The sequence below is a fragment of the Bradyrhizobium sp. BR 10261 genome (genome assembly GCF_019455395.1).
In the GTDB taxonomy this organism is placed as follows: domain Bacteria; phylum Pseudomonadota; class Alphaproteobacteria; order Rhizobiales; family Xanthobacteraceae; genus Bradyrhizobium; species Bradyrhizobium manausense.
Genome location: NZ_JACOFQ010000022.1, coordinates 77610 through 90526, shown reverse-complemented (window position 1 = coordinate 90526; position 12917 = coordinate 77610). Strand labels below are relative to the sequence as shown.

General features: G+C 64.0%; 4 protein-coding genes. 2 read left to right on the top strand and 2 right to left on the bottom strand.

Annotated elements, in window-relative coordinates; translation table 11 throughout:
* Window positions 1-11 precede the first annotated feature (11 nt).
* On the top strand, window positions 12-1556 hold the full coding sequence (locus tag HYH07_RS24395) for an alpha-N-arabinofuranosidase (RefSeq protein ID WP_220004888.1): 1545 nt from the start codon (window positions 12-14) through the stop codon (window positions 1554-1556).
* 20 nt (window positions 1557-1576) lie between these two features.
* Here HYH07_RS24395 and HYH07_RS24390 read toward each other — a convergent pair whose 3' ends face one another.
* Entirely contained in the window at window positions 1577-7813 is a 6237-nt protein-coding gene (locus HYH07_RS24390) for an AAA family ATPase (RefSeq protein ID WP_220004887.1), read from the bottom strand.
* Window positions 7814-8338: 525 nt separating this feature from the next.
* Window positions 8339-10129, bottom strand: coding sequence for a peptide ABC transporter substrate-binding protein (locus tag HYH07_RS24385; protein WP_220004886.1), 1791 nt, complete (start codon window positions 10127-10129; stop codon window positions 8339-8341).
* Window positions 10130-10581: 452 nt separating this feature from the next.
* Here HYH07_RS24385 and HYH07_RS24380 point away from each other — a divergent pair, with 452 nt between their 5' ends.
* Window positions 10582-12903: a molybdopterin guanine dinucleotide-containing S/N-oxide reductase gene (locus HYH07_RS24380; RefSeq protein ID WP_220004885.1), complete on the top strand. Its 2322-nt coding sequence runs from the start codon at window positions 10582-10584 to the stop codon at window positions 12901-12903.
* Window positions 12904-12917: the final 14 nt, after the last annotated feature.

The following is a 12917-nucleotide window of genomic DNA, read 5'->3' as shown; positions in this document are numbered from 1 at the left end:
GAAGGCAGGGTATGAGAAAAGCTAGAGTTCTGATGGATCGGGATTTTGCCATCGCCCACACCGATCCTCGCTTGTTCGGGGCCTTCGTCGAACATCTCGGACGGTGCGTCTATGGCGGCATCTACGAGCCGGGCCATCCGACAGCAGACGACAAGGGATTTCGCGGCGACGTGCTCGCGCTGGTGAAGGAGCTTGGCCCGACGATCATCCGATATCCCGGCGGCAATTTCGTCTCCGGCTACAATTGGGAAGACGGGGTCGGCCCAGCGGAGAAGCGGCCGGTGCGGCTCGACCTCGCATGGTTCAGCACCGAGCCCAACAGCTTCGGCACGAATGAATTCATGGACTGGTGCAAGGCTGCCGATGTCGAGCCGATGCTGGCGGTCAATCTCGGCACGAGGGGCGGCGAGGCCGCGGCCAACCTCGTGGAATACTGCAATCACCCGGGCGGATCGGCCTGGTCGGATCTGCGCCGCTCTCACGGCTGGGAGAAGCCGCACGGCGTCAGGTTCTGGTGCCTCGGCAACGAGATGGACGGCCCTTGGCAGATTGGACACAAGAGCGCGGCCGCGTACGGGCCGGTGGCGCTCGAAGCCGCCAAGATGATGCGGTGGGTGGACCCGAAGATCGAACTCGCGGTCTGCGGCTCTTGCGGGCGCAGCATGCCGACGTTCGGCACCTGGGAAGACACGGTGCTCGATCAAACCTTCGATCATGTCGACTACGTTTCGCTGCATACGTATCTCAACAACTATCGGCGAGACAGCGCAGCCTTTCTCGCCAGCCCCGACCTGATGGACCGCTTCATCGACGAGGTCGTCGCATTGGCGGATGCCGCGGCGGCGCGACGTCGATCCGACAAGCGCCTGATGTTGAATTTCGACGAATGGAACGTCTGGTATCGAACCCGCCGCAATCGGGCCGATCGGGTCAAGGAGGGCTGGCCCGTAGCGCCGCCGATTCTCGAGGAGATCTACACGATGGAGGACGCGCTGGTTTTCGGCGGCGCCTGCATCTCGCTGCTCAACCATGCCGATCGGGTGAAAGCGGCCTGCCTGGCGCAGCTCGTCAATGCCATCGCGCCGATCATGACCGAGACCGGCGGAGCCGCGTGGCGCCAGACCATCTTCTTCCCGTTCGCGCACATGAGCCGCTTCGGCCGTGGCAAGGTGCTACGCATCCAGGTCGAGTCGGACACCTACGACACCACCTACTATGATCCCCGGGGACCTCTGGAGCTGACCTTTCCGATCGCCAATGTGCCGTACCTCAAGATGGCTGCCGTCGCGGGAGAGGCCGGCACTGTTTCGCTGTTCATGCTCAACCGCGACCTCAACCAGGAGATCGAGGTTAGCATCGATGCACGGAATTTCGGCGGGCTCGCCGTGGCTGATGCCTTTCAATTGTGTCACGACGATCTTCAGGCGACGAACACCAGGGACGCGCCGGCGCGGGTGAAGCCTCAGCCGTTGCAGGGCGTGAGCATCGTTGGCGCGCAGTTGCGCGCGGTGCTCGCGCCGGCGTCATGGAACGTGGTTCATCTGTCGGCGGGCTGAGGTTGGCGAGCGGACACTGCCTATTGCGCGACGACCGGACCTCCGCGCGACTCCAGGACCTGGCGAATGGCATGTGCCAGATCCGCCGGCCGGTACGGCTTGCTCAGCAGGGTGATATCAGGGTCGAGCCGACCGTCATGCATCATGGCGGCTTCCGGATAGCCCGACATATAGAGCACGGGCACGCCGGGACGCCGCTGGAGCACGGCATCGGCAAGTTGGCGGCCGTTCATGCCGCCGGGCATGACGACATCGGTAAAGAGCAGATCGAACGCCGTGCCCAGGTCGACGAGAGCGAGGGCCTCCGGACCATTGGGGGCCGCGATCGTGCGATAGCCGAAGCTCTTCAGCTGCGCTTCGACATAGTTGCGGACCAGTTCGTCGTCCTCGACCAGGAGGATGGTTTCCCTGCCGCGCTGCAGCTCGCCCTTCGTCACTACGCGTGTGGAGGCTGCGGCCTGGGTCGAGCGCGGCAGGTACAGGCTGAAGGTCGTCCCTGATCCTTCTTCGCTGTCGATTCGAATATGTCCGCCGGACTGCTTGATGAAGCCATACACCATGCTCAAGCCGAGGCCTGTTCCCTTGCCAAGCTCCTTGGTCGTGAAGAACGGTTCGAAGATCTTGTCCCGGATTGTCAGCGGAATACCCGAGCCGGTGTCGCTCACCGTCACCAGGACGAAGTCGCCGAGCGCATTGTCCGGTCCTGGATTGTCGGGGCCAAAGCTCACATTCGCGGTGCCGAACGAGATCTTGCCTCCGCCCGCCATCGCGTCGCGGGCATTGACGGCGAGGTTGATCAGGGCGGTCGAGAGCTGGCCCGGGTCGATCAGCGCATGCCAGCAATCGGTCTGCAGCGTCGAGCCGACCTCGATGTGCTCGCCCAGCGTTGGCCGCAGCAGCTTTGCGGTATCGACAATGAGATTGTTGACCTCGACGTTGCGGGGTTGCAGCGGCTGCCTGCGCGCGAAGGCGAGGAGCTGCATCGTCAGATCGGCGCCGCGGGTGGCGGCGTCGTCGATCATATGTGCAATGGCGAGGAGGTCGGGCCGATCCGCAAGATCGTCGATCAGGATCTGGATGGTTCCGGTGATCACCGTCAGGATGTTGTTGAAGTCATGAGCGACGCCTCCGGTGAGCTGGCCGACGGCGTCCATCTTCTGCGCCTGGCGCAACTGCTGCTCGAGGCGCAGCCGCTGGCTGATGTCGCGTCCGATCACGATGATCAGCTCCTGGCCACCCGTCGAGACGTGAGCGGCAGACATTTCGACATCGAGGCCCTTGTCGTCGGCGCCGTCCAGGCGAAGCTGCAGCAGACCCGTCGAATCCCGCGCCAGCAATCTGGCGACCTCGGTTGGGTCGGCAGCAACGAGCATGGATCGGAACGGCAGGCCGATGATCTGCTCCCGCGGCCGTCCCAGCATCACACCGGCAGTGCGGTTTGCCTCGATCACAAGGCCGCTTTGGTCAAGCACCAGGATTGCGTCATGCGCCTGCTCCATGAGCAGGCGGTATTTTTCCTCGGCCTGCTTTCGCGCGGTGAGGTCGAGCACGAACGAGACGCACTGATCGGACGACCCGGCCAGCGAGGCGGACCCGATCAGGACAGGAACGCGGCTGCCGTCTTTCCTGATGAACTCCTTCTCCCGCGAGGCGGTCTGCCCCGATGTCCTGAGCTGTTCGACCCGCTGCGTGTCTTCGTCGCGATATTCCGCCGGGGTCATGTCGTTCCAGCGGATGGCCTTCGAGACCAGGTCCTGCCTGGAATATCCGGTCATGTTCAGGAAGGCGTCGTTGGCGTAGCTGATGTCGCCGCTGCCCTCCCAGAACAGGATGCCGATAATATTGGAATCGACGAGCCGGCGGATGCGCGCCTCGCGCTCCTGAAGATCGCGATAGAGCAGCGTGTTCTCCAGAGAGATCGCGGCCTGTGCCGCCAACAGGTCCAGCACCGCCACCCGATCCGGCGTGAAGGCGTGCGTCGTCAACGTGTTCTCCAGATACAGCAAGCCGATCAGCTTGGCTTGTTTCAGCAACGGCAGGCAGAGCATGGATCTCGGGTGTCGGCGACGCACATAGTCGTCACCGTAGAGCGGATCGGGCCGCGTTGCGTCGTCGACGATGAGGGGCTTTTGCGCGCGAATGACGTAGCGCAGCAGGGCCTCCGGACAATCCGGTGTCGAGAGCGAGGTTTGACGCATCGCGACCGTGAACGCGTCGCCCCTGGATTGGCCCTCCGCCTCGATAAGGAAGTCGTCGTGCCGCGACAGGACCAGCAGGCCGCGGTCGGCACCAGCGTTCTGCAGAACGATCTTCATCAGTGTCTCGATCAGCTTCGGCAGCTCGATTTCACTTGAGACGGCCTGAGACGCCTTCACCACGGTGGTAACGTCCATCTGCTGGATGGTCGGCCGGCTGCCGGAGCTGGTATCTTCGGCGACGTGGAGGCGCGGATAGAGGTGTTCGAGCTGCCTGACCTTTGGCTCGGCTCCCCAGCGGATAAATCCGTAGTGGGCATCGCGCAGATAGGCATTGGCGATCTTGTCGAAGCCGCGCGTCGTGTAGAATCGTCCGGCGAGCTCGTTTGCGATGGCTTCATTGTGAGGAAAGCCGTTTGCATGCGCCTCGGCGATCGCCCGGTCGTAGTATCGCATCGCATCGACCTCGCGACCTTCGATGCGGGCGATTTCAGCCGAGATGAGGGCGGCCCGGTCGGCGAAGTCTTCCGGGCTGATCTCGTCCAATTGCTGAAGCTCGCGGTGGTGGCGGGTCAGAGCGTCGTGATGCCGGGCTCGTTCGGCTGGGATGGCGACTTCGCAACACGCGGCCTCGGCCAAGGCCGCATAGAAGTGAAAGTCAACCCGATCGAACAGGGCTTTCGAGGTCCACAAGAGCTTGTCGGCCTTTGCTGCGGCGGCGACGGCGGCGGGATCGTTGGCAAGCACGCGTGCCTGCAGCTTGCGGGTCCAGTACCAGAATCCGGCCTGCTCCAGGTATGGCTCGGTCTCGAGACGACGTTCAAACTGCGTCTCGTTGAAGCCGGCGTCATCGAAGCTGCCGAATTTCGCGGTGAGGCCGCGCAGCGACCGGATGAGCTGCAACTGCCCAATAATTCGATCCGCAGCAAGATCGACGTGCGCCCGGCGTGCGTAATCGAACCCCGCTTCGGCCTCCAGCTGCACTTCGGCAAGCGGATCGCCGCAAGCGAGAAGGTGCGTCAGGTGATGATGGCGGGTGAAGCTCGCATAGTTCACGTCGCCGACTTGCTGCGCAGCGTCGAAGGCGCGCTTCAGCCACGGGCGTCCTGTCCTCACATCTCGCGTCCAGCTGCCGAAGCCGAGATAGACGCGGGCCTTGAACCGGTCCAGTCCGTGCGTCTCGACCAGATCGAGGCCGAGCCGGGCAAAGCGATAGCCGGCAGCGTAGTCGCCAAAGTCGGGACCGAGCACGGTGGCGAGCACGATGTAGGCGAGGCACGAGGCATCGGAGTTGCCGTATTGCAAGCTGAGATTGGCCATGCGTCCGATGATCAGGCGTCGCAAGCTCTCATCGATGTACCAGGCCGGCGAAACCAGCACCGTAAGGACATCCATCGTTCCGCGCGCGACCGGATCAGTCATCTGCGGCAGATCGAGCAGGGCCTCGATCGGGCGGTCGCCGATCGCCTGCCACATCCGCTGATATTCTCGCTGGACTTCATCCGGCGTTGGATGCTCGGACCAGTCGATGCCGACGCGTCGCAGATAGTCGAGCGCGGTCTCGACGTTGCGATCGCTTGGCTCCATCCGCAGCCGGGTGACCGCCGCGAGATCGGGCAGGGTGGCCGCTCGTTCCGCCAATTCGGCGAGGCGCGTGTTCGCCGTCGCGTGGTCGCCTGTGAGGAATTCGCATTCGGCGCGCTGCAGCGCCAGCGCGAAGCTGAGCGTGTAATGTTGCTCCCAGCGATCCTCGGGCAGCATGGCTTCGCCTGCCGCGAAGTGAGCGTGCGCCATGGCGAAGGCCGTTGCGGCCTTGGCGCGGCGACCGGCGAGCAGATTGAGCTCCGCCAGCCTGACGCGCTCCTCCGGTGCCGTGATCAAGGCTGCGCCGCGGTTGAGCTGGCTGACGATCTCGAAGACGTCTTCCTCGATCGTTTCAGGCGCGGCTCTCGCTGCGAACAAGCGGCCGATGCGCAGATGCGCCGCGGCCCGTCCTTGCTCCGGAATCAGTGCATAGGCCGCCTCCTGAAACCGGTCGTGGACGAAGCGATAGGCGCCAGCTTGCGGCTCGACGAATTCCTGGCGAACGGCGGGCCACAGATCGGCGTTGACCTGATCATCGGAGGCGTCGAGCACGATCGAAAGCACTGCCACCTCGGCGACATTTCCGAGGCAGGCCATCTGCTGCAGAGCCGTGCGTGTCGCCAGGGGCAGCCGGGTGAGCTTCCCCAGCATGAGGTCGATGACGTTGTCGGTGTATCGCTTGGCGTGAATCCGCTCGAGGTCCCAGGCCCAGCGCACGGCATCATGGTCGAACGCAAGCAGGCCTTCGTCGACCAGCGAGAACATGAACTGGATGGCGAAGAACGGATTGCCTGCGGTCTTCTCGTGCACGAGCTGGATCAGCGGCGCAGCGTGACTCGGCTCGCAACGGAGCGTGTCCGCCAGCAACTGGCCGAGGTGCCTGCGACCGAGCGGCGCGAGCTTGATCTCCACCAGCCCTCGTCCGCGCGCCTTGATGGCCTCGCGCATGCGCATGACGGGATGAGCGGAATCCACCTCGTTGTCCCGGTAAGCACCGATCAGCATCAGGTGCTTCAGCTCTGACCGCGTCAGGATGTCCTCGAGCAGCTCGAACGTCGCCATATCAAGCCATTGCAAATCATCGAGGAACAGCACCAGGGGATGTTCGGCCCGCGCAAACACGCCGATGAACTGTTCGATCACGCGGTGAAAGCGGCTTTGCGCGTGCTGGAGCGGCAGCTCGGTGACAGGCGGCTGCTCGCCGATGACGGCCTTCAGCTCCGGAACCAGATCCACGACGAGCTGTCCGTTCGGACCAAGCGCGCCGAGCAGGGCCTGGCGCCACTCGCTCAGCTCGGCGTCGCGTTTGCCGAGAAGAGGACGGACGAGGCCCTGGAATGCCTTGGCGAGCGTGGCGTAGGGGATGTCGCGTTTGTGCTGGTCGAATTTGCCTGACGCAAACAGGCCGTGCGACGGCACCAGCACCTTATGCAGCTCGTTGACGACGGATGACTTGCCGATGCCGGAATATCCGGCGATCAGCGCAAGCTCCGGCGCGCCGCTCTTGGCGATGCGTTCGAACGAGGCAAACAACGTCTCGCACTCGGATGTCCTTCCGTACAGCTTCTCGGGTACGAGAAGTCGGTCCGGCGTGTCGTGCTGGCCCAGCGGGAAGTCGTCGATGGAACGCCGAAGCTCCCATTCTGCGAGGCAGCGTTGCAGATCCCGCTCGGCGCCGCCGGCGGTCTGGTAGCGCTCCTCCGCCATCTTGGAGAGCAGCTTCATGATCAGCCTGGACACCGTGCCGGGCACGTTGCTGCATCGCTTGGCCGGCGCATCGGGCTCCCTTGCGACATGACAATGCACCCATTCCATCGGATCATCAGCGGCGAATGGCAGCGAGCCGGTGACCATCTGGTAGAGCGTGACGCCGAGCGAGTAGAGATCACTCCGCGAGTCGATCGAGCGGTTCATGCGTCCCGTCTGCTCGGGAGAGATGTAAGCGAACGTACCGGCGATCTGCTCGTGCGCTGCCGCGGACAGCCGTTCGCGGGGGCGGCGTGTTGCGAATCCGAAGCCGGTGAGATGCACGCCGCCATTGTTGCGGCTCACCAGGATATTTGCCGGTTTGATATCCTTGTGCACCAGGCCCTGTTGATGGACCTTGCCCAGCGCGGCGGCGATCTGGATCGCGAGACGCAGGAAGCTCCCCGTCTCCATGGGCGCGTCGGTCAGCCAGGTCAGCGGCTCGCCGCCGCGATCCTCGAGGATGAGAATGGTGCGGCCGTGATCCTGCAGCAGCTCGAGCGGCTTCGCCGCCCAGGCACCATCCAGTTCGTCCTTCAGCGCAAATTCGTGAGCCAGCCGGTCGAGGCTTTGCGGGCTTGGATGTTCCGCGGCCGGAACGACGGCCAGCACGACCTGCCGTTCACCGTCAATGCGTTCGCGGGAGGTGCGGCACAGCAGAATCCCGTCTTCGTCGCAGAGAACCTGCGGAGCGTGGGCCCAGCCGGTGCCCATAAACGACGAGAGATTCATATCCGTAGACCGTGCCGTCGCCGGGTTCAGGTCCGAACCGTAACAGGCTCGCCCGGTCCCCCACCTCATCCTCCACAAGACTGCCCCGATGCGGCAACTCGCGCCGTTGTCGGTGCTTTAGTTTCCGCGTGCGGGACGCATGAAGGGCAGGACGCACGTGCAACGCTTGGCACGATAAGGCTGGCCCCTCACGCCGTCATTCCGGTACCCGGTTCGATCGACGCAGGCCGGACACCGTTAAATCGTATCATTTGCCTCAATCTCGTCAACGGACGGCCGACGAGACTTCGCAGTCCATTCGCGCACGCCGGCATGCAACAGAGGTCTGCTGCGGGTGACATCGCAACCTAAAGGAGAGAACAGGCGTCGGTGCTGGGCTGAAGCGACAGTTCAGTTTTTTCAATTGGTTAGATGTTGGTGCCGGCCGAGCTCTCGGACCAGCTGAAAACGTCAGGTCCGGATCACGAGGGCAGAGCACTTGCGAAATCCATCGTGTCTCGATGGGTTTCGTTACGCTCGACTAACCTATGTGCTCCGATACCAGCTCGCAATATTCCACGTCGTGACGTCCCACCCCGAGATATCAGTCATCAGGCCATTGACGGCGCCGCCGACGATGTAGCGTGAGAGCAGCGGCAGGAAGATGTTGGCCTCGCAGAAAATCTCGTCGACCTTGATCAGCAGCGCGGCGCGCTTGACTGGATCGAGCTCGTTCTGCGCGGCCTTGTAGGCCTTGTCGGCCTCCGGGTCGGACCAGCGCGAGACGTTGCGGCCGAGCCATTTGTTGTCCTTGCTCGCGATTTCCCAGGAGACGCACTGGTTCAGGAACCGCTCCGGATCAGGCTGGGGCTGCGTCGCATTGTACATTTCCATGTCGCAGTAGAATTTCGAGTAGGTGTCCGGATTGCCGACATCCGAGGAGAAGAACACCGACGCCGTGATCGATTTGAGCTCGATCTCGATCCCGGCCTTCTGGCAGGCCTGCTTGATGATGGCCTGCGCCTTCTGGCGCGGCGCGTTGATCGAGGTCTGGAAGACGTATTTCAGCTGCTTGCCGTCCTTCGCGCGGATGCCGTCGGCGCCGATCTTCCAGCCGGCCTCGTCGAGGATCTTGTTCGCCTTCTCGATGTTGAATTCGTATTTCAGCTTGCCCGATTTGAACTGCGGCGGCTGGTTGACGAAGCTCGCCGTTGCGACGGCGGCGCGGCCGTAGATGAACTTCTGGATTCCTTCGCGGTCAATCAGCAGGTTGAGTGCCCGGCGCACGGCCGGATCGGACAGCGTCGGGTGCTTCGTCCTGGTGCTGGATCGTTCGCCGTCAACCTCGGTCCAGGGGTCAGTGGTGTTGAGGATGACGAACTCGATGCCGCCGGCGGTGGTGTACTCGACCTTGCCTTTGCCACCGGTCTCCATGCGCTTGAGGATCTCGTCCTCCACCAGCAGATTCCAGGCGTAATCGTATTCGCCGGTCTGTAGCACGGCGCGCGCGGCAGAGACTGCATCTCCGCCGCCCTTGATTTCGAACGTGTCGAAATAGGGCTGGTTCTTGACGTGATAATCAGGATTGCGTTCGGACCGGAGCAGATCGCCCGGCTTGAACTCGACGAATTTGTAGGGACCAGTGCCGACCGGCTTCAGATTGCCCGGCGCGTCGCGCGATTTCGCACCGGCATAGTCGCCGAAATGATGCTTCGGCAGGATCTGGCCCACCGAGCCGACGAAGGGATCGGCCCAGAACGGGGTTGGCGCCTTGAAGATCACCTTGATGGTGTGGTCGTCGATCTTCTCGACAACGATGTCCTTGTATGAGCCGGTGGTGTAGGCGGCCGTCGCCAGATCGGCGGCATAGGTCCAGGTGAAGACGACGTCGTCGGCGGTGAAGGGCTTGCCGTCATGCCATCTCACGCCCTGCTTGAGCTTCCAGATCACGCTGGTGCCGTCAGCCGAGAGCCCGCCATTCGCCTTGGTCGGGATCTCGGCGGCGAGACAGGGGATGAGATTGCCCTCCTTGTCCCAGCCGGCGAGCGGCTCGAAGAAGATGCGTGAGGCGACCTGGTCCTTGGTGCCCAGCGCGAAATGCGGATTGAGCAAGGTGGGCGCCTGCCAGACCAGCATCCTGAGCGGACCGCCACCGCCGGCTTTCGTCGGCTTGTAGGCCAGTGTGGCATTAGCCATCGCCACGTCGTTCCAGAGCAGGATCTGGCTCGCAATTGGCGCCGCGATCCCCGTTGCGGCCAACGTCCGTATGAAGGAGCGCCGCGACAGCGTGCCCTGCTTCACCTCCGCGATGAGCCCGCGGATGTCGTTTTCGTCCATCGGATGACCTCCACCTGCCACAACAACAGTCGTCACCGGCGGAACCATCATGTTGCATCGTCGTGTGGGCAGCAATGCCGACAATGGTGGAAAGCGGTGCGACGAAATGCCGAGCCAGGACCGCGGATAGTGTCCATCCAGAGAACGAGAAGACGCATCTCCAAGTTCGAATGCAGCCAGAAGATCGATGCCGGTGCCCCTTGCTCCGTCATTGCGAGCGCAGCGAAGCAATCCAGAATCCCTCCGCGGCGACAGTCTGGATTGCTTCGCGGCGCTCGCAATGACGCGGTTGGAAGCCGCGTGCTTCAAAAGGCCTGCGATCCGCGGGAGGTGGCCATGCGCGCGGTTCCGCGCATCGGTATTCCGTTGCCCTGTACGCGCGGGCCTCACTATATTGGCGAACGATGCAACCGGAGCGGCCTGCGCGGCCCTCCGCGATTGAGGGCCACGCGATGGACGATACGATTGGCTTCCCCGACCCCGGCCTCGATTTGTCGGATGGCTTCAAGCCGCACACCTCGCATTGGGGCGTGTTTTCCGCACGCAATGGCGCGGCCGGGCTGGAGGTGAGAGCCTATGGCGGCGACCCCGATCCGAGCGGAATCATCGACAATTTCCCCGGCGCTCTGCGCCATCAGGCCCGTATTGCGCAGCCCGCCATCCGCAAGGGTTGGCTTGCGCGTGGGCCGGGGCCCGATCGCAGGCGCGGCCGCGACGAATTCGTCTCCGTCAGCTGGGAGAAGGCGCTGGACCTGCTCGGCGACGAGCTCGCGCGTATCCGCGACACGCGCGGCCCCGGCGCCGTGTTCGGCGGCTCCTATGGCTGGTCGAGCGCGGGCCGCTTCCATCACGCGCAGAGCCAAGTGCATCGTTTTCTCAACATCGCGATGGGCGGCTATGTCCGCTCGGTGAATTCCTATTCGTCCGGCGCGTCCTCCGTGCTGCTGCCGCAGATCCTGGCGGGCTATGAGGACATCACCAAGCGCAACGTCACCTGGGAGCAGATCGCCGAAAAGACCGAGATCGTGCTCGCATTCGGCGGCATGGCGCTGAAGAACTCGATGGTGGCCGGCGGCTCGATCAGCAAGCATGTCGAACGCGGTGCGATGCAAGCGGCGCGCAAGCGCGGCTGCGAGTTCATCCTGATGAGCCCGCTGCGCGAGGATTTGCCGGCCGAGGCCGGTGCCGAGTGGATGACATGCACGCCCGGCACCGACACCGCACTGATGCTCGGCATGGTTCACACGCTGGTCAGCGAAGGCTTGCATGACCAGGCTTTCCTCGATCGCTACACGGAAGGCTGGCCGGTGTTCCTGCGCTATCTCACCGGCGAGAGCGATGGGCAGCCCAAGCATGCCGAATGGGCTGCCGCGATCTGCGGCGTCGACGCGAGCGCGATCCGGACCCTGGCGCGGCGCCTTGCCGGCAAGCGCGCGCTCATCACGGTCTCGCATTCGCTGCAGCGCGCCGAGCATGGCGAGCAGCCGGTCTGGATGGGCATGGTGCTGGCGGCAGCGCTCGGCCAGATCGGCCTTCCCGGCGGCGGCTACGCCTATTCACTGGGCGCAATCGGCTATTACGGCCGCCGCGTCAACGACGTGCCGGGACCGACGCTCGGGCAGGGACGCAACGGTGTCAGGGATTTCATTCCGGTGGCGCGCATCGCCGACATGCTGCTCAAACCCGGCAGCACTTACCGCTACAATGGCGAGACGCGCACCTATCCGGACATTCGCCTGGTCTATTGGGCCGGCGGCAATCCGTTCCATCACCACCAGGACATCAACCGCCTCCGCAAGGCTTTTGCGAAGGTCGACACGCTGGTCGTGCACGAGCTCGCCTGGACTGCGACCGCGCGCCATGCCGACATCGTGCTGCCCTCGACCATGACGCTGGAGCGCGAGGACATCGGCTATTCCAGCAACGATCCGCTGATGGTCGCGATGCACCGCATCGCCGAGCCGTTCGGGCTGGCGCGCGACGACTACGAGATCTTTGCCGATCTCGCCGATCGCCTCGGCGCCCGCGAGCCTTTCACGGAAGGGCGCAGCTCGCGGCAATGGCTGGCGCATCTCTACGAGCCGACCCGCGCCTCGCTCGCCAAGCGCGGGCTTGAGGCCCCGAGTTTCGAAGAATTCTGGAAGCGCGGCAGCCTGGTCGTGCCGCAGCAGCCCGACGACGGCGGAAGGTTGCGCAGCTTTCGCGAAGATCCGGTGGCGCATCCGCTGCCGACGCCGAGCGGACGCATCGAGATTTACTCGGCGAAGATCGCCGGCCATGGCGATGCGGATTGTCCCGGCCATCCGGTCTGGCTCGAGAAGAGCGATATGCCCATGCCCGCTGCGCCCTGCTTCCTCGTCGCCAACCAGCCGGTGACGCGACTGCACAGCCAGCTGGATTTCGGCGGGCATTCGCTCGGTGCAAAGCACCGCGGCCGCGAGGTCGCGCGGATGAATCCGCGCGATGCAGATGCGCGCGGCATCAAGGAGGGCGAGATCATCCGCCTGTTCAACGCGCGCGGCGCGTGCCTCGCCGCGGTGCATGTCACCGACGGCATCGCGCCCGGCGTCGTGCAATTGCCGACCGGCGCCTGGTATGATCCGATGGACCCTGAGGACGACGCGCCGCTCTGTGTGCACGGCAATCCGAACGTGCTCACTCGCGACGTCGGCACCTCGTCCTTTGCGCAGGGCTGCACCGGCCAGCTCACCACGGTGGAGGTGGAGAAGTTCACCAGCAACCTGCCGCCGATCCGGGCGTTCGATCCGGTGTAGCCACACAGGGCGGT

Excerpts from the sequence above, each read along its gene's own strand:
- HYH07_RS24395 (WP_220004888.1), top strand. The coding sequence starts at position 12 with ATGAGAAAAGCTAGAGTTCTGATGGATCGGGATTTTGCCATCGCCCAC.
- HYH07_RS24390 (WP_220004887.1), bottom strand. The coding sequence starts at position 7,813 with ATGAATCTCTCGTCGTTTATGGGCACCGGCTGGGCCCACGCTCCGCAG.
- HYH07_RS24385 (WP_220004886.1), bottom strand. The coding sequence starts at position 10,129 with ATGGACGAAAACGACATCCGCGGGCTCATCGCGGAGGTGAAGCAGGGC.
- HYH07_RS24380 (WP_220004885.1), top strand. The coding sequence starts at position 10,582 with ATGGACGATACGATTGGCTTCCCCGACCCCGGCCTCGATTTGTCGGAT.